Here is a 22,136-nt window from a genome sequence, read left to right on the forward strand (position 1 = left end):
ATTACCAACTCCTTGCTTTCAAATAGCTAGATACATAAGGCATATCTAGTCTACGTTCTTTTGCGCTCATAGATTTTGCCTCTTGTAATGCTGCTTGATATAACTTGTATGATTGGTCGAATAAACCACTATTACCAGTCAACGGCATAGCTAAATCAGATGCCATCTTACACACCAACGCTTTAACGAATATAGGGTTCATTACATCAGCATCGGTTATATCGTACACATAATCAATATGCATCAATGGCACATCAGATACGATGTACTTTGTATTGTTATCAGTTAGGTAAACATCATATTCACGTTGCTTTTCCGCTCGGTATCGTTCACCTTGTGGAATTACCGCAAGGATGCGAACACACTTTTCAGGGTATGCATACACATAACCCCAACCATCTATCTTATGTTCAGATAGCACCGCTCGTTCACGCTTTCGTGCAAAGTTCCACTCAAACTGCTCTAGCAATACTCTACGTGTTAGATCATAATGCAATCTGCATTGTCTAGCAGGTTCTGTTTCTTCCGTCATGGAACGTATTCTACCTGCATTGATAAGCGATAATGCTTGATTACAAATATCAGTAGGTGTCATATTTCCACCTTTCTATAAAAAAAGAGGGGGCAAAATACCCCCTCGTTCAATTATTCAGCAGTTTCTTCCGCTTTTTTACCACGTTTCTTTGGTGTAGTTTCTACAGTTTCTTCTGTAGGTTCTACTTCTGCGACTTCTTCTGCACCAACAGTTTCAAACAAATCTTTGAAGTAGTCTTTATCGTATTCAGCTACTTCTTCTTTTGTAAATTCAACTGTTGTTCCCTCTTCAATTAAACCCTTTGTATTATGATAAAGGGTTACTTTTGCAACGTATTCCATATTAACCACCTTATTTAATATTAATGCCACTTGTTAAGAATGCGGAGATTTGACCGCCAGTCATATTATTGGCATTTACTTTGATATATTTCTTAGCACCATTAGCCAAACGTACTTTGTATTCTGTACCAGCTGGAGCATTAGCAGCCATAGTAATGCCATGTAATAATACCGCATTAGCCATGTTTTCAGTATCAGAAGTGTACACGTTAAATAAAGGTGTGCCTGTTACTGTTTTGTCGATACGAATTACAAGGAATAAGTTAGGGTCAGCATCGCCACCATTACCATTCATCACTACATCGGAGTTAGTGTTTGTTGTAATGTCTTTTTTGAAAAAGAATGTATTTTGAGTATCAATAATCATATATATTTATCCCCCTATTAATTAAGCAGTAACTCGTGCTTCTGTGGAAAGCAATGCATCGATTTTACGTACTGGAATACCATTAGCACGTGTAACCATTTTGCCCATTTCCATATCTTCTGTAATTGTAGAACCATGCACTTTGTTCTTTTGCAAACGTAAGAATGTACGCAATTCTTGGTTCATGTACCATACAGGACGGCAGCCAGTAAGAGATTGCATTTTTTCTTCTGCACGGATCATCAAGTTAATTAAGTTAGGACCTGCGGAAATATCTTCTTTAATAGATTTCATATCGATATTAGCGATACGTACTACATAGCGCCAATCACGAACACACAAACCGATGTTTTGTTCAAAGTGAGTGCGATATGCCTCGAATAAAGAACCATCAGGCTTAGTGATTGTTGTTATACCTTTATCTTCTTGTTGTAAACCTGCCTCTGTACCACGTGGATAGATACCATGTACAGTAAGTGGACCCCAACCCACAAGCCACATAGATGCAAGGTTAGCAGTACCGCCAGCATCGATAATGTTTTTAGCGCTATCAGCTTTCTTAGGGTCTAATGTGTTGAAACGTGCGGACAAACCAACGAATTTTTCAGGTGTGCTTTCATCACCATAGAAAATAGTACGTGCGATTTCTTGCCCCATAGCCTCAACAAATGCAGCATCTTCTGTAGCACGGAATGCCACAGGGTCATTAGACAATTTAACCAACTTAGCATCTACTTCGGAGTAAGCCTCCAACATACCGCATGTGTCGGTAATTTGTTTTGTAGTAGATTTGCTAGGTTGTACCCCACCATAAAGCATGCGCCATGTAGCCTCAGGTAAGCCAGTACGTACAGTTGTTTTGTTAGATGTGCCATCGTTACATTCAATCATTGTCATATCTTGAACGATTTCGTTAGATTGGTTTAATTGTTCAATGATTTGTGCGATTTTTCCGTTAGGATCCATACGCTTTTGCAAATCAATTAAAGTAGGGTTTTGTGTTCCGATTGTAGCCATAAATTATTTTCTCCTTTTATTTGAACATACTCGGATATAAGTTTCTTCTGATTGCATCTTCTGACTGTGTACTGCCAGTTGGTTGACCGCCACCAGCGTTATTATCTTCTGCAGCCATATCAGCAATCTTTTCAAATACACGGACAATCTCAATACGATTACCCAAACCATTTTCAGCTAGAATTTCACGAATATTAGGAATTGTCTTTTCAATCAACTCAATACCTGCCCCAGCTTTACCAACTGTTTCATCGTATTTATTACCTAATACCTCTTTTGTGTGCTCTGCGTAACCTTTATACTGTTCAATCAAAGCATCTTGTCTTTTTTCTTCATAAGCAGTTACAAGATCAGTAGCGTACTTATTACCAAACTTAGCCATCTCGACTGCTTGGTCTTGCGTAGCACCTACGCTATTGAGTAGCTTAGAAAAGTCAGCTGCGATTGTTTGGTCTACTTCGCCACTATCAAAGGCTTGTGTAAAGTCATACACAGTAGGTTCTGTAGGTGGTTCTTGGTTACCGCTTGTGTCAGCACTACCACCGCCTAAGATTGTGTCTTGGGTATTCGTGTTAGCATCCGTAGTAGGTGTACTACTATCTGCACTCGTTGTGTTATCATTCGTGCCTTGCGTTAAATCTTCTGCCATAGTCATTCACCTTTTTCCTCTAAATCTTTAAATAGTTTCTGTTGATTGATATATTCCAGTTGTGCTTGATGGTATTTGAGTACACCCTCAACACCATCACCGATAGCGCCAAGCATTTGCATATACTTTAGACCTACACTTCTTTTCCCCTCATTGAAAAAGGTTTCTGAATTGCCAGTAAACGAACGCTTTAGAATGTCCGTATTGTCTAAAAGCCTACAAAAAAACCACCTACCAAGTTCAGTACTTAGTACGTGGTTAAGTGCATCAATATCACGATCACGAATATATTCTTGTTTTGTTTTCATCTACACCCCCATACCCATTAACTGTTGCATTACTGGGTTTCCGTCATTGGCTGCATCTGTTGCTTGTTTAGCTGCTCCAGCCATTTGAGGTGCTAATTGTGCCATTTGTAAGGCTTGTGCTTGTTCCTCTTGCTCTTGTTGTGCTTGTTGTTGTTGTTCCATGATTTGTTGGTACTCATCATTAGAACGAATAACCCTAGCTGGTACACCAAGATTTACACCATAAATGTCAGCTGCCTCTTCAAAGTTAAACTTCTGAACGATGTTCGCATTGCCCTGTGCTAATGACATTATGAAAGCATAGTACTGTTCAATATTCACCAAAGATGACATTTTCTGCGCTTGTGCTAGTGGTGAAATGTATTCAATCTTTACATCCATTCCATTTAGCATTTCAGCAGTTTGTTCATCAATAGTCGGAAATATTCCAGCCCTATCTAGGATGCCATAAGTACGTTCAATGATTGGGTTAAGAAACTCACTTTGTAAGCGTTCAACTACAGGACCTAACTGTTGCATTTTTTCCTGTGTACGCTCCATAACCTCACGTGCGGTCATTTGTCCAGCATCTAGGTTATCTAGCATTAAGAATAGGTCAGCACTATAGGCACGTTTAATGCTTTCAGATACAAACTGTATCTTAGCTTGTACGTTTGCAACATCAATACCTACATTGAATATTGGTTCAACCTTACCGCCAGTATCAACTTCCGTTACACCGCCCGGAAATAGATTAACACTACCGATTACATCGGATGTAGCACTCATAGGTGGTTTAATACCTAATTCAATAGCGGTTACTAAGTCTTTTTCAAGTAGTTGTAACATCTGTGCATCTGATTGTGCGAACCATGCACACCCCTTACCATAACCACTTAGATCATGTGTGGTATGTCTAGCAATAGGAATAGACCATTCCTCAAAACCACTATGCCGTAGTACATCATCGGAGTTACTCCCCTCTATCCAATAAATGGATGAGTAAGGCATATTCTTATTACCTAGTTTTCCGTTGCGGTCTTTATTAGGTGTTACCAACCAACACACAACATGAGTTGTTGCATTACCTTTGCCATCGTCATATTCACGTTTGACTTGTTCGGTGCAAGCATCATACCCAAACTCTTCAACAAGCTGGTCTGCGGTCATGCGGTATTTTCTACCAAAGGTGTTTACTTCACCATTACTGCCACACTCTAATGCATATGTACCGATTGGATAAGATGTAAACCTTACACCAAACTTAGGGTCAGGCATGATTGACATAGGCGCTTGACCAAATGGTAACTCCATATAGGCTTGATGCACTACGTTGTAGAAATTAGACTTAGCAAATACTGCATAGAGTATTTCTTCACGTTCATCTAATACCTTACTAACATCACTATTAGCTGCTAGGTCAGTATTCTCTAATGTCAGCTTGAACCACTTTCTACTAGGCGGTGTCATGCCACTCATTACACCTGATGCAAATATTTGGCAACTTTCCCAAGCCACACCATTATTTATTTTGTCGGTGTAGACTTTCGATTGGTCTTGTTCATCGTCAAGCAGTCCAAGGAAAGGTAGTTGATAATCTCGAATATCTTTCCACTTAGCAACGTACTTTTGACGATTGTTGAACATAGCATTAAACTTTGCCTTAATTTTCGTGTAATCACGTTTCTTAGGCATCGCATTTGTCGGTTGTCTAGCAAGCGTTGATAGGATAGTTCCTTGCATCATTAACCCCCTAATGTGTTCTTAGTGCCAGTTGTTGCCGTGGAAAGAATTGTACTTTCATAACCACGTTTGCCTTTACGCTTTTTAGCATACCAATCTTCACCAGTCATTGTAGTTGCATCATCTGTTTGTACAGTTGGTGCAGGTGCTGGCATTGGTGTATCAGGCATCTTATTTTTCATGCACATTTACTAATCACCCCTTATCGTTTAAATGGATCATACTCTGTGTTAGCATGAACCCTACTCCCTACATTCACTTTTTTATTGACCCTGAACGCAAAGGTCAAGGCTAATGCATCGCCCTTGTTCGGAGATGGTAAGCCACGTTCTTTCATATCCTTTTTGCTTTCTAACTGTATTCGTCCATTCTTATCGATGATAGCCTCAGGACTTGTTATATCATCGTATAGACCTTGGTCGTTAGGTGGAATAGAACCGCCCTCTTTTAGCCATTCTTTCATTTCGCCCCACATATACGCTCTCATGTTGAGATACATATCATTAGGTGCTTTACCACCAAAGGCAACTAACCGCCATTTTCTACCCATTGACTTGCCAATACTGTAAATACCAGTTCCGTACCCTTGGTCGATGAATACCGCATCCGCTTTGTATTCATCTTCAAGTTGTGCGATGAGTTGTGCCATTCGCATATCATCATCGTTCTTTTCAATGGTTGCCAAACACTTCATAGAGTAGCCATTACGCATTACAATTTCTAATGTATCGCCACCAGTCCATGCAGGGTCAACACCAATAATCGTTGGTAAGTTATTAAACTGTCCAACTTTGTATACTCGTTTCTGTGCCTCGTCTGCTATCTCTGCGGATATAAACTGTGTATCAGATGCACTAGGGAATAACCCTCTAACACGAACCTTAACAAAGTCGCTATCCTCACCATGAATATCAACCCATTCTTGCAGCTTAGCTTTGTTTGAGATTTTAACAGTCCTACTATCTATTTGATATGTAGTCCAGTAGTTACGATGCTTTCTAAAACATTCTCTAAACCTACCGCTATTACGTGTAGGGTTACCAAACACACACCATATAATTTCTGTTTCCTTATCCGTTAATGCACCCTCTGTTACTTCCCATATCTTGTCAGATATTGCGGATGCCTCATCAAAGATGATAAGAATACGATTACCTTGATTGTGTAGACCAGCGAATGCCTCTGGGTTACTTTCACTCCATGGGATAGCATCAATGCGCCATGTCTTTTCATACTGTTTATCAGCACTAAACAATGCGGTAGCAGTATAGGTGAATAACTCTTTACCTATAAATAGGTTGTACCACTTATTCAACTCAGCCCAAGTCTTAGACTTTAACTGTGTATCAGTATTAGCAGTAACCACACCTCGTGTATTCTCATGTGTAGCAATAGCAAATAATATCAACAATGAAGAAAAAGCAGACTTACCAATACCATGACCTGATGCAACTGCAATTTGTATTGCCTTAGCTAATGACTTACCCTTACGTAGTTCTTCACCTATTTTCTTGAAAGTCTTCACTTGCCATTCGTCAGGACCATCAAAGTTTTCTAAAGGTGTTCCTTTTTCTCCCCATGGAAAAGCAAAATAAACAAAGCCTAATGGATCATGAGTGAACGAACCCAACGCATCAATCAGTTGTGCCTTGTTGTACTTCATCAGATTTCACCCTTGCTTGTTTCATTCGGTCTGATATATCAATCTCTATTTCTGCATCAAGTTTCACCTTATCGGTAAATAACATATGCCGTTTACCTAAGAGTTCAGCTGCTTTCGTTCTATCAGCTACTGACACATCTAAACCAAATGCATCTTTTTCTTCGCCATTCATTACCCTAGATAGATATTGTAGGACTTCATCAGCAGTAGCAATCGTGTTTTTACTGCGTTTATCCATCACTTCATCTATATATTGGCGCACCTTTACTTTTCTTAATAACTGACTACCTTTGCTTGATGCAGTTTTTTCACTATATCCGGCCTTGATAGCACTCTGTGTTGCGTTGGTAGTCTTGATATACTCATCTGCAAAAATACGTTCTTTTTCTGTTAAGGTGTTAGCATCTGCCATATATCAATCACCACCTTTATATGTTCTAACTAAAAAAAGTAACACCTCGTGTTGCTTGGTGCTACTGTACTCACTTTCTTTTTTATAGAGTTGTCCTTGTTTAAAGGTCTTACCCTTTTTGTACTTTTCAGGGAATGTTAGTTTGTACTCTTCCTCTGTGTACATTCGACTGACAATATATATCTTGCAAGGCTTATCATATTTACTCCATGATTGCCTTACATCGACTACATATCGCCTGCCGTTCATTTGTAACGCTTTAAGTAGTTTCTTTATTGTTGGTTGGTAATTCACATCCAACACCACACAATACCAATTAATATTAGTACTGCACATACGATAGCTAAACCATCGATGAGTGTAATCATTGTATCGCCACGATGTTCGTAAGCATATTTTGCCTTAGCCTGTAACTCTTTATTGTTCAAGTCCTTGGCTGCTTGTTTGAATAGTTTTCTATCCTCTAAGAATTGTTTAATCGCATTAATCATTTAAGCACTTCGCCACCTTTCCTTTTTAATTTGCCATGTGATCTAACACATAAGCCGTAATTACCTTTACTTGCACCGCCACAAGTAATATATGTTTGACATAAGCCGTCATATTCTATTGTCCTTGCGGTACACACTCCTTTTTTGTTGTTTAAGCATTTACTTTTACAACACAAAACATCCGTCATAATCTCCCCTTTATGATAGATTTATACAAAAATTGGAGTATATCGCCGTGGATATACCCCATTATGTGATAGTTTTATTCTGTTTCTTTGTATTAATCACTCAAAACTAGGTGCGTTGTTGATGACATGACAATTTATGCTTTTGAGGTTCAACTATGAATAAAAAACAAAGTTGGAAAATAGAAACACACCTAGTTTTCAATAATCACTTACACACTCAATACCAACAACTAACATTTTGATGGATCGTAATCGTGTTAGGTTAAGTAACAACAAAATATGAATAAAGTTCTTTTGGAGGCTGCTAGTTGTCAGTATTCAATGTGTATAACCAATTAGGGCAGGTTCATATCTTTAAGGTTAATAATGTATAAGCTATATATTGTGAGGATATTCGACCCGCCCTCATTAGTTAGCAGTAAATTTACATATAAAATTTTTGTCTTAACACATACTTCAAAATTGAAATTAGAAAAAAGTATAGTGTTTCACTCACCAAATCAAATATGGTTGCGCTGCTACTCTGCGACCGTTAGCGCTATACGTTCCATTTCGCCCATATACAACAAATGCGCACTCTTATTTGGGTGCGCTTGTTGTTGTGTTTTGATTTGTCCTAAGGAAAGAGTGAGTAGTAGTCGCTTAGTGGCAACTTCTACATATATATTATACCTAATAGCAAACTATAGGTGTACGGACAATCACGGACATTTGCGGACATTATAGGACAAGTTTTCGCCCAAACTCCAATAATGCTTTTTGCTTGTATCGTTTCGCCTGTTTCGTGGAATAACACCCAATCATTTTATAAGCATCTTCTGTTGTGTTGTTGAGTATAAACTCATAACGCAAGATGATTGCCCCTAGCTTTTCATCTAGTGCATCTATCTTAGTGATCGCATCGCATTTTAATTTTGATAACTCATCAATACGCTTATCACGTTCTGCTACTGTATCAAGAAATCTAGCTACGCTACCCTCTAACCCTTGCGGAGTTCCACCGCCGGTTACTCTATCCTTTGAATAGTCTATAGCACCCATAGACGTAAGGTTTGCTCTTAACTGATTGATTTCTTCTTTGATAGATGCAATCTGTACATCAATTAACTTAACTGGTTGCAGGTACTCAACCGCCTTTTCTATTAGTTGTTTTTCGTCATATTCTCCCAAGCACTTCACCTCACATATACATAGACACAATTAAACACGTTATCGTTATAAACAAAATAAACTCAACCAAACACTCATACCCATATTTATCACATATTCTAACACCCCACATAGCTGACAATACATACATAAGAATTTTAACGATTATAAAATCCATGTATTTATACCTCTGCTAGTTTTGCATAATTCCATTTAAACACTTCGTTCTCAGCATCTTCAACACTCCATGATGTTGCCCCATACTCCCATGCCATTACATTAGCACCATCAAATGATGCAAAATATCTATTGTACCAATATTTACCATCTCCACTAACCAATATAGGTGTATCAACCTCTATTTTCGACCAATCAACAATACCTAATTCTGCTGCAATGTTTAACACTTCATTCCGCTCTATTTGTGGCATTATTTTGCTTATGTTATTAATGCACTTTACATGACCACCACTATTTATATCTAATATACCACCATTCGTAACTGGTCTTTTTGTTGTTACAAATGCAGTATCACCGATATTCTTAATATAATATTTCCAGCCCTCATCATATAACTTTTGAAGTAACCACTCTCTACCTTGTTTATCTGTGATCATATTGCACCCACGCTCCTCTATCCTCATTCCATTTAAATTCAACTACATCATACAAATCAAAATCATCAATGTTTTCACTTACCTTACCGATATAGAACACATCCTCTTCACTCTCTACCGCAAGCTGGCATAAGAAATCAAATGCATCTTGATAGCTTTGAGGTGCTATGTAGAAGTCGGAGTGTTCAACGTAACCGCTATAAGCCGTCATATCAACCACCTAATGTAGGACATTCACATTCCCAGTAATAATCGTTGAACTCGTACACCTTGTAAAATACATCCTCACCACAACGATTAACTTCAAATTCTTCAACGAAGTTACAACCAGCCTCATAACACTTACCACGTATATCAAGATTGTACTTTTTTGCTAGTTCATTATAGCCTTGTCTTTGAACATTCCACGCATGATTTAGCTTAATTATGAATATACCTATTCCATCATCATTACTAAAAACTTCATAATTGGCATTTGATATATCATTAGCATCCACATATGTACGAACCAATGATTTTAAAAAAGTTATTTGCTCTACCATACAAGGGTTTAACTCTTCACCTATAATAATCGGATCTGATTTTTCAAACTCATTTTCAATAAAACGCTTTAGATTTTCTAGTGTTCCTCTGAATTTAACCCAGCCCTCACACCAATTTGCCATTTTACTCACCTCTTATGATAGGGCGGATATTTCACCGCCCATATTCCTACTCAATCAACTACCTTAATGTAAATATAACAATCACAAAAAAGATTATTGTTACTATCAAACCACCAATAGACATATAACCAATCATGTTATTCATCTTTCGGTTTGTTTCCCTAATGCGCCTTTCACATTCTAATTTGTTAGCTATATACTCGCTTTCATAATTAATTCGTAAAATTGCTAGTTTTAACTCTAACTCTTGTTCTTTAGTCAATTCATCCATTATTTGTTTGCTTTCAATTCTTCGACTTCTGCTACTAATTGAGTAACCAATGTTTCAAGTTCTTTGATTTTGCCTTTGTGGTTCAATTCATATTCAGAACCTTTACCCAATCGGAAGTTCACACTAGCATTTACCATTTTTTCACTACCTAATGTACCGCCTACGCTAAACATTACGTGTTCGTTTGGTGCATAGAAACCACCTAACGCTACCGCACTATGTCCTTTGTAATGACCATAACCAACGGAGAATGTCATCTTATCGTCTTTGTTATAGCCTAAGTAGTGTAATGCGGATAATGCTGCATTCGCTGCACCAGCTTTACCAATTTCACGTTCTACATTTCGTGTCATACCACGTTCTAGGCTTTCGATGCGGTTTTCATGGTTTTCTAACACGTTCGCATGGTCTACTAAAGTTTGTTCGTGAGATTGTAATTGTTGTTCGTGATTATTAATGATCGTTGTGTGATTGTTGATTACTGTTTCATGACGATTAATAGCATCTGTATTTGCTTTGATGTTGCCAGCATTTACTTTGATAGCATCTGTATTATCTTGAATGGCTTTAGAATTTGCCCCTACACGCTCGTTTGTTGCGTTGATAGAGTTAGTAATCGTTGTGTAATTGTTATCCACCTTAGCGGTTAAATTCTTGATGTTGTTCACATTGCGGTCTACACGAATATTCAAGCACTTAATATCTTTATCATGTTTCGCAAGTTTTGCACCCATAGATGCGATTTCATCGTAGGCAGCATATAGTTGGCTGCCATTAACTGCATCGGTAGATGCTGCATCAACTTGTCCAGCTGCTACATTAGTAATTTGGCGGTTATAGTACTTCACACCACCAAAACCTGCTCTATCTTTAGAACCTACACTCACTACAGATTGAGGGTTTTCCCCAGCGAACACATGGGTTACCCCATTCAATACTACTTGTTTTGTTGGTACTGCATCATCTGTAACGGAATTAGTACCTAGTGCCACGCTGTTACTTTTATCTGCGATTGTATTGTTACCTACTGCGTAAGCATCCCATGCAGTAGCTTTGCCGTGCGTTCCGATTACTGTTGCACCCTGACCTGCGGTTTCGGAGTTAGCACCGATTACCACTTGCTCTTGGTTGCTATTTGTTTTGTTGTTGTAACCGATGATTGTAGTTTGGTTAGCACTTACTGTTCCGTTGTTATAACCGATAACAGTTGTATCGTTACCGCTAACTTTATTATCTCGACCTAAAACGATTGTGCTTGTACCAGTAACTACTGTATTCACACCTAATGCTGCGGAGTTGTAACCACTAACCACAGGTGCAGTAGTGTTTGGTTCTACTTGACCTACTACCAAACCATTTGCAAATGTGCTACCTGTAACTGCTGCCATAACCATTGTTGCTAATACTAATTTGTTGTTCATGTTAATTTCTCCTTTTATGTTAATTAATTTAGAAAACTTATTTACCTGTGCTACCATAACCGCCAGAACCACGTTCTGTTGCGGTTAGTTCATCTACTTCTACTACATCAACCAATTTAATTGGTACGATGATTAATTGTGCGATGCGATCACCTCTAGCAATCGTGTAATCTTTACACGAAACATTTTCATATACGATGCTAATCTCACCTCTATAATCTTCATCGATTATTCCAACGCTATTGGCACATCGTAGCGGTGTTTTACTCATGCTACTTCTAGGTGTCAATAAACCCATATGATTTTGTGGAATTTCAACTGCCACACCTAATGGAATTTGTCTTTTACTATCCGCTGGTATCGTTACACTAAACGGACAATATAGGTCTAACCCAGCCGATACTTGTGGTAAATCGGAGTTTACTTTCCCCCTTGTTGGCAGTTGTGCATATTCACTAACCAACTTTACTTTCATTTGTTCTCTCAAAACTCCACCCCTAACATAATTAATGCACGTTTGACTGTCTTATAATTTGCACCAACCTTATAACTGATTGCCCTTAATGACATTCCACTACCATGCATTTTTAATAATGAATTTCCATCTAAATCACTTACACGTGTATATGTTTTCTGTGGTTTTGTTCCTTTCAAGCCTAAACAACACAACGCTCTACCAGCACTTATGTTTCCGTACACACACGCTGCTAATGCAAGCCAATTAAGATTATTGTCTGGTACAAGCTCACTCATATTAACCGCCATTACTCCATTCACTCTCCTTATACAATTTGAACCAATCATCTGCACTCATTATTACAAGCCACTTTTGATTACTCTTTTTCCAAGCTACTATAGGCATATCCCCATTATCCGCTTGTATTGCATCGTGTTCGGCTTGCTCGTATGCTTTACGTACATTCAAGTTTTCAACAAATTTGACTTCTTGATGTACGTTAGGCAGTCCAACACAATCGCTGGCATCACCAGTATTTCCGCAATATTGTGCAGTTCTTCGGACTTTATCGAACCCATGCGACCTACACACATCTCGCCACATTCTTTCACCACGCTTGCCTTTATCCTTACTGTTAATCGGCAATGATCATTACCCCCTCTACATACTGTTCACATCGTTTTAAAATATCTTTTACTAACTCCAACGGAATATGCGACCTTGTGTTATATCGATTAGCACCAGTTGTATTTAACTTATTGAATTTAATGGTGTTCCTTATATCATCTTTCAATAACTTCAAATCAATATTGCTACCAAACTTTGTTGGTTTCTTAACTGGGTAATCATAGTTGTTGTAATAGGTTAAATTCTCATAAGGAATATCGAACCCTATTACATTTTTGATGTATTCCCATATCCGCCCATATGCTGGGTTTTCAATCACGAATACCCTAGGCTTATACCGCTCAATGATTTTCAATGTGTTGTATATGCACATCTCACCATTGATACGTGTTAGGAATGACTTGTCATACTTGAATTGGTAGTTCTCATAATCAATGTGATTTCTGATTGTGAATTTACTTCCCTGTTCGTACTCTCCAAATAGGTTTATCGTCATATCTTTCTCTTGTTTCCAGCAAGCGTTTCCACCTTTCATTGCACTTGCTACGCTCCAGCTTTCGCAAGGTGGACTAGCTAGAATAACATCAGGTCTATCTAGCTTGTCCAACTGCTCCCATAATGCGTTTGGTTTATGCAGCATATTAACTGCAAGGTCTTGGTTGATACACGCATCACCAATTCCTATTGATGTGATCGTGTGCCACCCCCCCTCTGTATTCATGTTGTATTCATCTACCGCTTGACGATAGCAGCCGTTGCCATCATCAAATAACCCCCATATATGCATCCTCTTTCCTATTCACCTCTAATCAATCACCATGCATCCATACTTTGCTTTTCTCATACGATGCTTTACTTTCTTTACGTTATCCCCAAGATACGCTAATACATCATTTTGTTTGATTGTATTCTCTTGCATCGTTTCCCTTTTGCGTTTGTACATTCGATATGCTGGACACTTTACGTGGCAAGCTACCTCTCTGTATTCGCATCCCTTACATGGTGCATCCATTTAATACTTACTCCTTATAAAAGACTAACCATATTGTCTTTCCCCTACGTTGGCCAATTAGCGGTTCATGTGGTAATAAAGGTTTTACCATCGGAAATGTGATTTGTTCCTCATTCCATTTAAATATTAGTGTTCCGTTTTGTTTTAACACTCGCCAGCACTCCGATAGTCCTTGTTTTATATCTTTTTGCCATGTTTGTTCTAATCGCCCATATTTCAATGCTAGAAATGATTTATCGCCAGCTTTTAATAAGTGCGGTGGGTCAAACACCACAAGGTGAAAACTTTCATCTTCAAAAGGCATCTTGCGGAAATCTGCGATTACATCAGGTTTTACAATCAACTTCCTACCATCACATAGTGTTGTATCTAATGTGCGGTTATCCATATAAACAACTTCTTCGTGTTCTCTATCAAACCAAAACATTTTAGAACCACAACACGCATCTAATATTTTCACATTGGCCACCTAGAACGGAACATTTTCATCTTGCGGTTGTTCAAAACTATCAAAGTTACTAGATGCAGTTTCATCATTCGTTAAGGATGTACCTACAAAGTTTGCTACCACTTCTGTTACATATCGTTTTTGTCCATCTGCAGTTTCATATGAACGTGTTTGAAGTCTACCCTCTACAAACGCTCTATTGCCTTTTCTCAAATTCCCAATGCTTTCACCTAGCTTTCCCCATGCTACGCAATTAATGAAAGCGGTTTGCTCTTTTGTTTCACCATCGCTTGATGTGAAAGTATTGCTTGCTGCTACATTGAAAGTCGCTACTGCTTTTCCACTTTGTGTATAGCGTACTTCTGGATCACGTGTAAGATTACCTAAAATTTGTACTGTATTCATTCGTTGCTCCTTTAAATCTTTTGTTCAATGCACATCGTTCCTTTGTACACCTTGATAATTTCCTCTAGGCTTTCAAAAGTTCGTGCATCAGCTTTCATAATCATTTGCATCTGTTGAGTTGCCTCTTCTTGTGTATCTACATTTAGAGGTATCTCAATAGTGATTACCATCTTTCGTTTTTTACTTAGCATTTATACCCCTTACCAATAACTAAGCTGGTTTAGTTCAGCCTCTACATCATCAATAAACACATCGTAGCTAGGGTGAATGTGGCAATCTATTGTTGCCTCATTCCTCATGATTTCAAGTAAGTTTTCAATCTTGGTTCTTGCTTGTGCCTCGTTATTTGCCAGCACTTGAAAACTAACATTGAATGATACATTCACGCTTACATCAAACTCTTTTACTCTTTCCCTCACGTTTAACCCCCTATCGCCTGTTTTAAAAGTTCTTTACCTTTATCAGATATTTTGCTTTTGTTGATTATTTCTGTTACATCTACTGGTTCTTTTGCTACCTCTACTAAGTTACCTGTAGAGGTCATTTCGATTTGCTTTTGACCAGCACCAATCAATGCACGTTCACGTTCTGATTTCTCCCTTGCTTTTAACAACAAGTGATTGTCTTTAATCGAATTAGACAATCTCAATCGCTCACGCTCTCTAATTTCTTGCACTTCGTAGTTTTTAACAAATTGCGCCCTACATGATGTTTCGTTGAAGTTATCGCCATTTTGAGGGTCAAACGATTTCCATATTGCTTTAGCACATTGTTTTGTTAACCCCTCTAATTTGTCTAACCCATTTTCGTAGCCATATGATCGTGCTACTTGATACACCCTTTCCCAAGCATCTTGTGCAGTAGGAAGTTCCTCATGTGCATTTACAAAGGCACTTAATGCGGAACATTCCTCTCTAATTTCTGCAATCGTTGGTAAGAATTTACATCTATCAATCAGATTGCTTATCGCTTGTTCAAGGGTAACTGGGTTTACATTAGATAACTTTGTTACATACAACATCATTCGTTGCTCTGACATATCAGTAGACCACGCTATCTGTAACATCGATAGTGCTTTCAAAGTCTGTTGTTGGTTGTTCAGTATCTACACCCCCTAACTTATTCATCAAGTTATTAACTACGTTGATTGCATCTTCCTTGCTATTCTTTTTGATAGTAGGTTTTCTGTATTCGCTACGCTCCCATGTTCTAACCGCTGCTTTCCAATCTTTCATGGAGTTCTTTCCTACTTTCCAGCCATTGCTTTCGTAGTAGTCATAGAAATGTTCAGCGTTTACTTTGTTATTCCTTTCAATGCAATAATCTTGTATTTCATCAATAGTAGGTTTAGTAAAAGTTTTACGCTTTGGTGAATGTGGTTTCTCACATTCGCCCTCTATAGTCTTATCTAACCTAACCTTACCTATACTAGCCTTACCTAACCTTACCTTACCTACGGATACATCTTGTATACATTCTGTATCCATTGTGGATACATGGTCTGTATTTAACTGATATTCCTTGTTTGCAGTAATTTCTAGCAACTTTCTTTCAGGTTGGATACTTGGTTTGTAACGATCACTTTGGATGTAGTTATGTATCTTCCAATGCTTGATTACGATAACACCGCTACCAAAACCAATTACAAACTGTTTAGCTATAAGCAACTTCATATCATCTTCTTTAGCACCAACTATCCGCATGATAGATTTAGGTGCATTTACGAACCCATCATCATCTGCATCTAGCAACATATGAAAGTATAGGTTTTGTGTTGTAGCTGGCATATCAAGGAATTGGTCTGATTTAATAATGGACTTTGCCATCATTCTTCGTTCTGCCATAGGCTAACCCTTATAAACTACTGACAGTTTGTTTGATGAGTTTATCAACATCAAAACCATTAATCTTGGTTAAAGTCTTACCACATCTAACACTTCTTGTTTTTGCGATTACATCTAGTACATCTTTTAGTTCGGTGATTTCTTTTTGATGAATTTTATATTCGCCATTTTCACGTTCTAACAAGTTAATTCGTTTTGTTATATATAGTTCAACTACATCAATTTTTTTCATACTCATCTGTCCTCTTTTCTACTTCCTCTAACAAGTGTTTGCGTATCTCTTTTGCGAACACTCCATGTGCTTGATTGTGGCATTGCATACACAAGCAAGCTAGATTTCTCAATTCACTTAAACCACCTTGTGAACGAAACACTATGTGGTGGCATTGTTCCGCCCTGTAGCCACATATAACGCATTGTCCGTTATCACGTTCATATGCCTGTTTCCTTGTTACCGAATACAGTTTGTTATCTCTTTTCTTTCTGTTGTTCACTCTCCCACCCCTCTATGAGTGATTGAATGTACTCACTAGGTTCTAATTTGATGCCTAGTTGTTCACATTCATCTGTTAGACAATCAATCAATCGTGCCATCTCTTTTGTGTTGTATACGCTGCTGCCGTGGTAACACATAATATTGTGATAACCTTTGATGCTTTTACATTCACCAGCATCTTCGGCTAACCATCCGATGCCGTGTGATTGCCATATTTGTATATAGCGTTCAACTGCATCTTCTCGGACTGGAACATATGTGAAATGTCCACAGTCCTTGATAGCTTTTTTGTACACATCTTCTTTTGTTGTGTAACTATTCTTGCTTAATTCAACTGCAATCTTCTGTGCTATAAGCCAGCAGTAAGAATTGGCATTTAGACTTCTTGATTTAGTTTTACGTTTGATTTCTACTGTGTACTCTTTGTCAGTATTAATCTTTGATAGATCATTGTCCTGTGGCGCAGGTATTACTACCATTACACCTAGTGGCGAACGTAATAGTTCAATACCTTTTACGCTCCATTTCATCGTTTAGCGTACCTTTGTGCATTCACCCAATTAAACGCTTGTTGGTAGTGTTCTTGTGTCATATCTTTTGACTCATTAACCTTTAGCGTTTCTTTTAGATAGTGTTTTAAATCATCTTCACTAATACCACCTTGTGTGGCTCTAGCTTTTAGCGTTTGCCAGTTGTATACAGTTTCTTGTGTTTGTTGTACTGGCTTTTTGCTATTGTCCATTGTGTCAGCATCTTTTGTATCATCGATACACAACAACGCATTGAGTGCGTACTTTCTAGCGTAAGATGATGTAGCACCTGTAATTTGGCTTTCATCCATACCTTTTTTTGTATCAGGTTCTCTTGCATATGCAGTCGCACTTACAATCTCTCTACCATCAGTAATTTTTGCGGTAGCTTTTACATAGTATCGCTCACCAATTTGTACGATTTCATCATCAATAAGAAGTGCTAAGTCATGTTCTTTTAACAATGGTTTAACACCCTCTAAAATGTCCTCACAACTGCGGTAGTTGTATTTACCAAAGGAATTGTATTGTCCTTTAGGTGCTTTCAACTTATGTTGAATATCACCAACCCTTTGAGTTAAAATTACTTGGCTATCAGTTATTTTTTCTATGTTTTCCATGTTTCACCTAACCAATCTGCAAGTTCATGTGTTTTTCAATTCTTGCACCAGCTACTTCTTGTTCTGCTTTGATTGCTTTCTTGATTGCAACCTTATCGGCAGTAATTGTTGTTTTTCTAAACTCATCAGGCAATGCATACAAATCATCAATTTCTACTGTTTCGCTTTCTTTGTAGTAGCATTTGAATTGTCCAACTTTCTTTTCTGTTAGTTGGTTTTCTTTCATGACATGATCAATGTTATTTTTCAATCGTTCTGTCATGTTTTCTAAAGTCTTAGCTTTAGCACTTAGCCGTTTTGACTCATCCTTAAATGCTTGAATATCACCTTTGATATTGCGGATAAACATTGCAGTATTTTCGATTTTTTCATCGATGCTGCAATCTAACATATCCAAAGTATCTTGGATGGCTTGCATATCCTCTTCGGTTTCAGCCACCTCTAACATCGCTTGCAACTCTTTATAATCTTTATTTAGTTCATATAAACTTGGCATTTAAATTCTCCTTATACTTGTGATAAAATATAAGTAGAGATATTTCACATACTCTCTACAAAGTCCGCTGAAACTTCTTCTACACTTTTCACTAGCGGACTTTTTTATTTGAATAGTATTTAATATCATCTATCCAATAACCAACTAATACCCAAGTTACAACTCCAAGCATTGTTTGACAGAACCATGTCCACCAATCAATAGTATCTAGTTGTAAACTTCCCATAGCACCAACGGCTATTAATGCTGCAAGCGCTCTAAGCCAATAACACAACTTAATCATCTACATAACCTCCTACAATCACTAGCATTTGGCTGGTGATTTTTTTTATTTCACTCTTTAACTTATGGTTTTCTTTTCTTAGGCTTTCCACCTCGCTTTGTAGTTTCCTATAACCGATTGCGTTATATTCATCTTCAACACCAGCTAATGCTTCAACCTCTCTTTTGCTAAATTTCACACCGCTTATCGGTAACTGTGTTAGCTTTCCATCATTTCTTAGGTTGTATACAGATGTTGTTGAGATTTGTAACAGTTCGGCTACTTGCTCTACTGTGTATACAAGGCTCTCCATATCTCATCCCCTTATGTGAATTTAATTCACTATCTTATTTAAAAAAAATTTCTCTAGTTTCTTTGCTAGATAACTTTAACAATTCAACTAGCTTTGCAATTTCAGATGCTTTAAATTCTGTATCACCTCTCAACTTCTTATATAAACCCTCTCTAGTAAGGTTTAACTCACTTGCTACATGAGATAACTTATATCCCTTGTTATCAATCATTTGTTTTAAGATGTTCATTCTACACCCCCTTTTTATTTTTTTGTTGTGTGAATTTCTTTCACACTCATAATATAACATCGTGGTGAATGTATGTCAACACTTTTTATTATAAAAGTTGATTTTATTTCACATTACATTTAAAATCATAATAGATAATAGCGTTAAGAGGTGATTTGACATGACACTATATGACAATATAAAAACATTAAGAGAAAACCTGAAAATGTCGCAAGATGAATTAGCGAAAAAAGTTGGATATAAAGATAGAACCAGTATTGCAAAGATTGAAAGCGGTAAAGTAGATTTATCTCAATCTAAAATATTTGCTTTCGCTAAGGCATTAAATACTACACCTGAAGAATTAATGGGTTTGAAATATTATGAAGATCGTGAAGTTTCAGAATATGCACAAGCCGTAAAAGATAACCCTAATCTTAGACTATTATTCGATGCTAGTAAGAATATGTCCAAAGATGATATTGAGTTTGTAATTAATACGATTGAAATGTTAAAGAAACGTGAGGGTAAATAATATGGAATTGCTATTATCTGTTATATCTATAGTGGCTTATTTCTTTGGCTATCCTACTATTGCTGGAATTGTAGGTATCATAGCCACTATATTATTTGTATTATTATATTCAAAACAAAACAAACCTTATGGAGTTTTTGTTCCGTGGTTAATCATTTCAATTCTACTAAATGTATTATTTGTTAATTACAAACCCAACTTTATATTAAGCATAGGTATTGTTTCTTCAATGTCTATATGGCTTACTTCTGTTTTGGTTTGGTTGTTCAGTTTAGTAACCAATAAATAATGAGGAATTTTATACACATTATTTTATGTACAATATCCCCATAAGGGGGTTAAGTATTATGAATATAGTTTTGATTTACACTAAGTTAAGACCTACACAAACTGCGGTATTAAAACTAAACGATGATGGTACTTACACCATTCTCGTTAATAGTGATAAACCTATTGATGTACAACGTAAAGGTATACTTCATGAGATAGGTCATATATTAAATGATGATATGTATAGTCATGCTCATATTGATTTAATCGAACGCATGGCACACGCAAGGGAAATTGAGTTTGAGGGTATCAACTTCTACACACATATATTATGAGGTGAATTATGCAATACAATTTCACTATCAGAAAAAAGGATAAAGGGTTTCAAATCATTGTAGCTTACAAAGACGGCTACAAATGGAAACAGAAATCGAAACAAGGGTTCAAAACTAAACGTGAGGCAAAAGAATACGGACACGTTATAGTTAAAGAGTTAGACAAAACCGCACTACTTACAAAAGATACAGAATTAAAAGAATTAACATTCAAGGAATTTGCGGATATGTTCCTTGAAATAAAAAAGGCACACATTGCGCACAGTACTTTGGTTATGTACAATCACGCTATATGTGCTTACAAATCAATTCACGATATGAAATTGTCTGACATTAAACCGCTACACATTCAGAATGTAGTAAATAAGATGGTTTCATCACCTACTACAATTACAACGTATTATAAAGTAGTTAGTCGGATATTCTACATAGCGATAAACCCATACAAAATAGTTTCAGATAATCCATGTAATGGTGTTAGGTTGCCACGTGTGGAACGTAAGAATATGATCCATACGATAACAGATGAAGATTTAAACCAATTCGCAAAGTTCATGCGTGAGAAATATCCACAAGCCTATTATTTCTTACAGATAGCACGATATACAGGAATGAGGTTTAGTGAAGTATACGGACTAACTTGGAATGATATATCACTAAAAAATCGCCAAATTCACATCAACAAGCAACTTTCGTTCCGTAAAGGTGCAATCACCTTTGAGAAAACCAAAACCGCCAATTCGGTACGAATTTTGCCAATTCCGCCCATATTAGAAAACATACTAATAGAATACAAATCACATGAGTTAGAGTTTGAACATGACCTTGTATTAAACCCATACAAGAAAAATGGTGTTAAATGGCAAATCAACACCTATTTAAAACGCTTTGGAGATAACCTATCGGCACATAACCTTAGACATACCTATGCTACAAAGCTATTAGCAAATGGACTAGATGTGAAAACTGTATCATCACTACTTGGTGATACACCACAAATGGTGATGAAAACCTATGTGCATTATAACGATGAAATGAAAGCAGCGGCATCAAATGCAGTTGCTAATATTTTTAAATAAAATTTTTGACGATTTTTGACGAATTGGATATTCAACCATTAAAAAGTACAGTAAATAAGTACTTCTTTAAACTTACAACCTTAACAATCATATACAACTGAGTGGCATTTTTAATAATCTGAATATCAGCAGTTTCCTTAGCCGCTTTAGCTTTATCCGCTGCGCTCATAAACTGTGGCATCGCGATGGCCGCCAATATTGCAATAACAGCAACTACCACCATTAATTCCACCAAGGTGAACCCGCCTTTGCGCGATCTTTTAAGGTCCTGCTGAACATGCCCTAATTTCAGATGACTTAAAACCCATTGACTACAGCGATGTAATCTTTCATCAACTGTATTGACAAACCGTAACATGTAACTCATACTGTTCTCCTTTTCA

At 37.3% G+C, this 22,136-nt stretch carries 38 protein-coding genes and 1 pseudogene; 4 read left to right on the top strand and 35 right to left on the bottom strand.

Features of this window, described 5'->3' with window-relative positions; all coding sequences use genetic code 11:
* Position 1: 1 nt before the first annotated feature.
* The 34 genes from CKV62_RS05470 to CKV62_RS05650 all read right to left on the bottom strand — a co-directional run bounded on the left by CKV62_RS05470 (position 2) and on the right by CKV62_RS05650 (position 19,555).
* The gene (locus CKV62_RS05470) at positions 2-595 is read right to left on the bottom strand and encodes a phage connector family protein (protein ID WP_095066056.1); all 594 of its coding nucleotides are present in this window, start codon (positions 593-595) and stop codon (positions 2-4) included.
* 50 nt (positions 596-645) lie between these two features.
* On the bottom strand, positions 646-876 hold the full coding sequence (locus CKV62_RS05475) for a hypothetical protein (protein WP_095066057.1): 231 nt from the start codon (positions 874-876) through the stop codon (positions 646-648).
* A gap of 10 nt (positions 877-886) precedes the next feature.
* The gene (locus CKV62_RS05480; RefSeq protein ID WP_095066058.1) at positions 887-1,243 is read right to left on the bottom strand and encodes a hypothetical protein; all 357 of its coding nucleotides are present in this window, start codon (positions 1,241-1,243) and stop codon (positions 887-889) included.
* 21 nt (positions 1,244-1,264) lie between these two features.
* Positions 1,265-2,260, bottom strand: a complete 996-nt coding sequence (locus CKV62_RS05485; RefSeq protein WP_095066059.1) for a major capsid protein — start codon at positions 2,258-2,260, stop codon at positions 1,265-1,267.
* Between the two features lie 16 nt (positions 2,261-2,276).
* Positions 2,277-2,909, bottom strand: a complete 633-nt coding sequence (locus tag CKV62_RS05490) for a hypothetical protein (RefSeq protein WP_157728916.1) — start codon at positions 2,907-2,909, stop codon at positions 2,277-2,279.
* Positions 2,910-2,911: 2 nt separating this feature from the next.
* A complete protein-coding gene (locus CKV62_RS05495; RefSeq protein WP_095066061.1) occupies positions 2,912-3,217 on the bottom strand; it encodes a hypothetical protein in 306 nt (101 codons plus the stop codon).
* Positions 3,218-4,942, bottom strand: coding sequence for a portal protein (locus CKV62_RS05500; protein ID WP_095066062.1), 1,725 nt, complete (start codon positions 4,940-4,942; stop codon positions 3,218-3,220).
* Positions 4,942-5,121: a hypothetical protein gene (locus CKV62_RS05505; RefSeq protein WP_157728918.1), complete on the bottom strand. Its 180-nt coding sequence runs from the start codon at positions 5,119-5,121 to the stop codon at positions 4,942-4,944. The genes CKV62_RS05500 and CKV62_RS05505 overlap by 1 nt, the downstream gene beginning before the upstream one ends.
* Positions 5,122-5,141: 20 nt before the next feature.
* Positions 5,142-6,602 carry a terminase gene (locus tag CKV62_RS05510; RefSeq protein WP_095066064.1) on the bottom strand — a complete coding sequence of 487 codons (1,461 nt, stop codon included), beginning with the start codon at positions 6,600-6,602 and terminating at the stop codon, positions 5,142-5,144.
* Positions 6,574-7,014, bottom strand: coding sequence for a terminase small subunit (locus CKV62_RS05515; RefSeq protein ID WP_095066065.1), 441 nt, complete (start codon positions 7,012-7,014; stop codon positions 6,574-6,576). The genes CKV62_RS05510 and CKV62_RS05515 overlap by 29 nt, the downstream gene beginning before the upstream one ends.
* A 290-nt stretch (positions 7,015-7,304) precedes the next feature.
* Positions 7,305-7,505 carry a hypothetical protein gene (locus CKV62_RS05525; protein ID WP_095066067.1) on the bottom strand — a complete coding sequence of 67 codons (201 nt, stop codon included), beginning with the start codon at positions 7,503-7,505 and terminating at the stop codon, positions 7,305-7,307.
* A 908-nt stretch (positions 7,506-8,413) separates the two neighbouring features.
* Positions 8,414-8,863, bottom strand: a complete 450-nt coding sequence (locus CKV62_RS05530; RefSeq protein ID WP_095066068.1) for a hypothetical protein — start codon at positions 8,861-8,863, stop codon at positions 8,414-8,416.
* A 161-nt stretch (positions 8,864-9,024) separates the two neighbouring features.
* Positions 9,025-9,459 (bottom strand): hypothetical protein, encoded by a 435-nt coding sequence (locus CKV62_RS05535; RefSeq protein ID WP_095066069.1) that lies wholly within the window; start codon positions 9,457-9,459, stop codon positions 9,025-9,027.
* The gene (locus tag CKV62_RS05540; RefSeq protein WP_095066070.1) at positions 9,446-9,670 is read right to left on the bottom strand and encodes a hypothetical protein; all 225 of its coding nucleotides are present in this window, start codon (positions 9,668-9,670) and stop codon (positions 9,446-9,448) included. The genes CKV62_RS05535 and CKV62_RS05540 overlap by 14 nt, the downstream gene beginning before the upstream one ends.
* 1 nt (position 9,671) lies before the next feature.
* Positions 9,672-10,124 carry a hypothetical protein gene (locus tag CKV62_RS05545; protein ID WP_095066071.1) on the bottom strand — a complete coding sequence of 151 codons (453 nt, stop codon included), beginning with the start codon at positions 10,122-10,124 and terminating at the stop codon, positions 9,672-9,674.
* Positions 10,125-10,394: 270 nt separating this feature from the next.
* Entirely contained in the window at positions 10,395-11,816 is a 1,422-nt protein-coding gene (locus tag CKV62_RS05555) for a YadA-like family protein (RefSeq protein ID WP_169835177.1), read from the bottom strand.
* A 37-nt stretch (positions 11,817-11,853) separates the two neighbouring features.
* Positions 11,854-12,303 carry a dUTP diphosphatase gene (gene dut, locus CKV62_RS05560; RefSeq protein ID WP_157728919.1) on the bottom strand — a complete coding sequence of 150 codons (450 nt, stop codon included), beginning with the start codon at positions 12,301-12,303 and terminating at the stop codon, positions 11,854-11,856.
* Positions 12,300-12,581, bottom strand: coding sequence for a hypothetical protein (locus tag CKV62_RS05565; RefSeq protein WP_095066075.1), 282 nt, complete (start codon positions 12,579-12,581; stop codon positions 12,300-12,302). Before CKV62_RS05565 ends, dut begins: the two co-directional genes overlap by 4 nt.
* Positions 12,571-12,918, bottom strand: coding sequence for a hypothetical protein (locus CKV62_RS05570; protein ID WP_095066076.1), 348 nt, complete (start codon positions 12,916-12,918; stop codon positions 12,571-12,573). The genes CKV62_RS05565 and CKV62_RS05570 overlap by 11 nt, the downstream gene beginning before the upstream one ends.
* Positions 12,908-13,687 (bottom strand): DNA cytosine methyltransferase, encoded by a 780-nt coding sequence (locus tag CKV62_RS05575; RefSeq protein ID WP_095066077.1) that lies wholly within the window; start codon positions 13,685-13,687, stop codon positions 12,908-12,910. Before CKV62_RS05575 ends, CKV62_RS05570 begins: the two co-directional genes overlap by 11 nt.
* A gap of 232 nt (positions 13,688-13,919) precedes the next feature.
* Positions 13,920-14,372 (bottom strand): class I SAM-dependent methyltransferase, encoded by a 453-nt coding sequence (locus CKV62_RS05585; protein ID WP_095066079.1) that lies wholly within the window; start codon positions 14,370-14,372, stop codon positions 13,920-13,922.
* Between the two features lie 9 nt (positions 14,373-14,381).
* On the bottom strand, positions 14,382-14,765 hold the full coding sequence (locus CKV62_RS05590; protein ID WP_095066080.1) for a single-stranded DNA-binding protein: 384 nt from the start codon (positions 14,763-14,765) through the stop codon (positions 14,382-14,384).
* 11 nt (positions 14,766-14,776) lie between these two features.
* Entirely contained in the window at positions 14,777-14,956 is a 180-nt protein-coding gene (locus CKV62_RS05595) for a hypothetical protein (protein ID WP_095066081.1), read from the bottom strand.
* A 9-nt stretch (positions 14,957-14,965) separates the two neighbouring features.
* Positions 14,966-15,184: a hypothetical protein gene (locus CKV62_RS05600; RefSeq protein WP_095066082.1), complete on the bottom strand. Its 219-nt coding sequence runs from the start codon at positions 15,182-15,184 to the stop codon at positions 14,966-14,968.
* Positions 15,185-15,186: 2 nt separating this feature from the next.
* Entirely contained in the window at positions 15,187-15,804 is a 618-nt protein-coding gene (locus CKV62_RS05605) for a hypothetical protein (RefSeq protein WP_157728920.1), read from the bottom strand.
* A gap of 1 nt (position 15,805) precedes the next feature.
* A complete protein-coding gene (locus CKV62_RS09515) occupies positions 15,806-16,609 on the bottom strand; it encodes a replisome organizer (protein WP_197696271.1) in 804 nt (267 codons plus the stop codon).
* A gap of 10 nt (positions 16,610-16,619) precedes the next feature.
* Positions 16,620-16,841 (bottom strand): hypothetical protein, encoded by a 222-nt coding sequence (locus CKV62_RS05615; protein ID WP_157728921.1) that lies wholly within the window; start codon positions 16,839-16,841, stop codon positions 16,620-16,622.
* A complete protein-coding gene (locus CKV62_RS09650; protein WP_095066085.1) occupies positions 16,828-17,103 on the bottom strand; it encodes an HNH endonuclease in 276 nt (91 codons plus the stop codon). Before CKV62_RS09650 ends, CKV62_RS05615 begins: the two co-directional genes overlap by 14 nt.
* Positions 17,078-17,635 carry a hypothetical protein gene (locus CKV62_RS05625; protein WP_095066086.1) on the bottom strand — a complete coding sequence of 186 codons (558 nt, stop codon included), beginning with the start codon at positions 17,633-17,635 and terminating at the stop codon, positions 17,078-17,080. The genes CKV62_RS09650 and CKV62_RS05625 overlap by 26 nt, the downstream gene beginning before the upstream one ends.
* Positions 17,632-18,255 (bottom strand): ERF family protein, encoded by a 624-nt coding sequence (locus tag CKV62_RS05630; RefSeq protein WP_095066087.1) that lies wholly within the window; start codon positions 18,253-18,255, stop codon positions 17,632-17,634. Before CKV62_RS05630 ends, CKV62_RS05625 begins: the two co-directional genes overlap by 4 nt.
* Before the next feature lie 7 nt (positions 18,256-18,262).
* Entirely contained in the window at positions 18,263-18,751 is a 489-nt protein-coding gene (locus CKV62_RS05635; RefSeq protein WP_095066088.1) for a siphovirus Gp157 family protein, read from the bottom strand.
* Positions 18,752-18,842: 91 nt separating this feature from the next.
* Positions 18,843-19,034 (bottom strand): hypothetical protein, encoded by a 192-nt coding sequence (locus CKV62_RS05640; RefSeq protein WP_095066089.1) that lies wholly within the window; start codon positions 19,032-19,034, stop codon positions 18,843-18,845.
* Positions 19,027-19,326, bottom strand: a complete 300-nt coding sequence (locus CKV62_RS05645) for a helix-turn-helix domain-containing protein (RefSeq protein ID WP_095066090.1) — start codon at positions 19,324-19,326, stop codon at positions 19,027-19,029. Before CKV62_RS05645 ends, CKV62_RS05640 begins: the two co-directional genes overlap by 8 nt.
* 34 nt (positions 19,327-19,360) lie before the next feature.
* Complete coding sequence (locus CKV62_RS05650; RefSeq protein WP_095066091.1) at positions 19,361-19,555, bottom strand: toxin-antitoxin system, antitoxin component, Xre family protein; 195 nt, start codon at positions 19,553-19,555, stop codon at positions 19,361-19,363.
* Between the two features lie 160 nt (positions 19,556-19,715).
* Here CKV62_RS05650 and CKV62_RS05655 point away from each other — a divergent pair, with 160 nt between their 5' ends.
* From CKV62_RS05655 to CKV62_RS05670, 4 genes are read left to right on the top strand one after another with little or no spacing between them, the layout of a single operon-like run.
* Positions 19,716-20,069 carry a helix-turn-helix domain-containing protein gene (locus CKV62_RS05655; protein WP_095066092.1) on the top strand — a complete coding sequence of 118 codons (354 nt, stop codon included), beginning with the start codon at positions 19,716-19,718 and terminating at the stop codon, positions 20,067-20,069.
* Between the two features lies 1 nt (position 20,070).
* Entirely contained in the window at positions 20,071-20,358 is a 288-nt protein-coding gene (locus tag CKV62_RS05660) for a hypothetical protein (protein ID WP_095066093.1), read from the top strand.
* A 58-nt stretch (positions 20,359-20,416) separates the two neighbouring features.
* Positions 20,417-20,674, top strand: coding sequence for an ImmA/IrrE family metallo-endopeptidase (locus CKV62_RS05665; protein ID WP_095066094.1), 258 nt, complete (start codon positions 20,417-20,419; stop codon positions 20,672-20,674).
* A gap of 8 nt (positions 20,675-20,682) precedes the next feature.
* Positions 20,683-21,753 (top strand): tyrosine-type recombinase/integrase, encoded by a 1,071-nt coding sequence (locus tag CKV62_RS05670; RefSeq protein ID WP_095066095.1) that lies wholly within the window; start codon positions 20,683-20,685, stop codon positions 21,751-21,753.
* A 79-nt stretch (positions 21,754-21,832) separates the two neighbouring features.
* Here the strand turns inward: CKV62_RS05670 and CKV62_RS05675 are convergent.
* Positions 21,833-22,120: pseudogene (locus CKV62_RS05675) on the bottom strand (prepilin-type N-terminal cleavage/methylation domain-containing protein); the annotation flags it as partial.
* Positions 22,121-22,136: the final 16 nt, after the last annotated feature.

It is taken from the genome of Veillonella rodentium (assembly GCF_900187285.1).
In the GTDB taxonomy this organism is placed as follows: domain Bacteria; phylum Bacillota; class Negativicutes; order Veillonellales; family Veillonellaceae; genus Veillonella; species Veillonella rodentium.

Bases quoted from the DNA above. Each gene is read 5' to 3' on its own strand.
- CKV62_RS05590 (WP_095066080.1), bottom strand. From the start codon at position 14,765: ATGAATACAGTACAAATTTTAGGTAATCTTACACGTGATCCAGAAGTA.
- CKV62_RS05510 (WP_095066064.1), bottom strand. From the start codon at position 6,602: ATGAAGTACAACAAGGCACAACTGATTGATGCGTTGGGTTCGTTCACT.
- CKV62_RS05535 (WP_095066069.1), bottom strand. From the start codon at position 9,459: ATGATCACAGATAAACAAGGTAGAGAGTGGTTACTTCAAAAGTTATAT.
- CKV62_RS05655 (WP_095066092.1), top strand. From the start codon at position 19,716: ATGACACTATATGACAATATAAAAACATTAAGAGAAAACCTGAAAATG.
- CKV62_RS05630 (WP_095066087.1), bottom strand. From the start codon at position 18,255: ATGGAAAACATAGAAAAAATAACTGATAGCCAAGTAATTTTAACTCAA.
- CKV62_RS05645 (WP_095066090.1), bottom strand. From the start codon at position 19,326: ATGGAGAGCCTTGTATACACAGTAGAGCAAGTAGCCGAACTGTTACAA.
- CKV62_RS05475 (WP_095066057.1), bottom strand. From the start codon at position 876: ATGGAATACGTTGCAAAAGTAACCCTTTATCATAATACAAAGGGTTTA.
- CKV62_RS05515 (WP_095066065.1), bottom strand. From the start codon at position 7,014: ATGGCAGATGCTAACACCTTAACAGAAAAAGAACGTATTTTTGCAGAT.
- CKV62_RS05505 (WP_157728918.1), bottom strand. From the start codon at position 5,121: ATGAAAAATAAGATGCCTGATACACCAATGCCAGCACCTGCACCAACT.
- CKV62_RS05485 (WP_095066059.1), bottom strand. From the start codon at position 2,260: ATGGCTACAATCGGAACACAAAACCCTACTTTAATTGATTTGCAAAAG.
- CKV62_RS05665 (WP_095066094.1), top strand. From the start codon at position 20,417: ATGAATATAGTTTTGATTTACACTAAGTTAAGACCTACACAAACTGCG.
- CKV62_RS05595 (WP_095066081.1), bottom strand. From the start codon at position 14,956: ATGCTAAGTAAAAAACGAAAGATGGTAATCACTATTGAGATACCTCTA.
- CKV62_RS05480 (WP_095066058.1), bottom strand. From the start codon at position 1,243: ATGATTATTGATACTCAAAATACATTCTTTTTCAAAAAAGACATTACA.
- CKV62_RS05605 (WP_157728920.1), bottom strand. From the start codon at position 15,804: ATGTCAGAGCAACGAATGATGTTGTATGTAACAAAGTTATCTAATGTA.
- CKV62_RS05615 (WP_157728921.1), bottom strand. From the start codon at position 16,841: ATGAAAAAAATTGATGTAGTTGAACTATATATAACAAAACGAATTAAC.
- CKV62_RS05565 (WP_095066075.1), bottom strand. From the start codon at position 12,581: ATGGCGGTTAATATGAGTGAGCTTGTACCAGACAATAATCTTAATTGG.
- CKV62_RS05500 (WP_095066062.1), bottom strand. From the start codon at position 4,942: ATGATGCAAGGAACTATCCTATCAACGCTTGCTAGACAACCGACAAAT.
- CKV62_RS05575 (WP_095066077.1), bottom strand. From the start codon at position 13,687: ATGCATATATGGGGGTTATTTGATGATGGCAACGGCTGCTATCGTCAA.
- CKV62_RS05660 (WP_095066093.1), top strand. From the start codon at position 20,071: ATGGAATTGCTATTATCTGTTATATCTATAGTGGCTTATTTCTTTGGC.
- CKV62_RS05545 (WP_095066071.1), bottom strand. From the start codon at position 10,124: ATGGCAAATTGGTGTGAGGGCTGGGTTAAATTCAGAGGAACACTAGAA.
- CKV62_RS09515 (WP_197696271.1), bottom strand. From the start codon at position 16,609: ATGGCAGAACGAAGAATGATGGCAAAGTCCATTATTAAATCAGACCAA.
- CKV62_RS05650 (WP_095066091.1), bottom strand. From the start codon at position 19,555: ATGAACATCTTAAAACAAATGATTGATAACAAGGGATATAAGTTATCT.
- CKV62_RS05555 (WP_169835177.1), bottom strand. From the start codon at position 11,816: ATGAACAACAAATTAGTATTAGCAACAATGGTTATGGCAGCAGTTACA.
- CKV62_RS05670 (WP_095066095.1), top strand. From the start codon at position 20,683: ATGCAATACAATTTCACTATCAGAAAAAAGGATAAAGGGTTTCAAATC.
- CKV62_RS05625 (WP_095066086.1), bottom strand. From the start codon at position 17,635: ATGAAATGGAGCGTAAAAGGTATTGAACTATTACGTTCGCCACTAGGT.
- CKV62_RS05470 (WP_095066056.1), bottom strand. From the start codon at position 595: ATGACACCTACTGATATTTGTAATCAAGCATTATCGCTTATCAATGCA.
- CKV62_RS05635 (WP_095066088.1), bottom strand. From the start codon at position 18,751: ATGCCAAGTTTATATGAACTAAATAAAGATTATAAAGAGTTGCAAGCG.
- CKV62_RS05525 (WP_095066067.1), bottom strand. From the start codon at position 7,505: ATGATTAATGCGATTAAACAATTCTTAGAGGATAGAAAACTATTCAAA.
- CKV62_RS05495 (WP_095066061.1), bottom strand. From the start codon at position 3,217: ATGAAAACAAAACAAGAATATATTCGTGATCGTGATATTGATGCACTT.
- CKV62_RS05540 (WP_095066070.1), bottom strand. From the start codon at position 9,670: ATGACGGCTTATAGCGGTTACGTTGAACACTCCGACTTCTACATAGCA.
- CKV62_RS05640 (WP_095066089.1), bottom strand. From the start codon at position 19,034: ATGATTAAGTTGTGTTATTGGCTTAGAGCGCTTGCAGCATTAATAGCC.
- CKV62_RS05490 (WP_157728916.1), bottom strand. From the start codon at position 2,909: ATGGCAGAAGATTTAACGCAAGGCACGAATGATAACACAACGAGTGCA.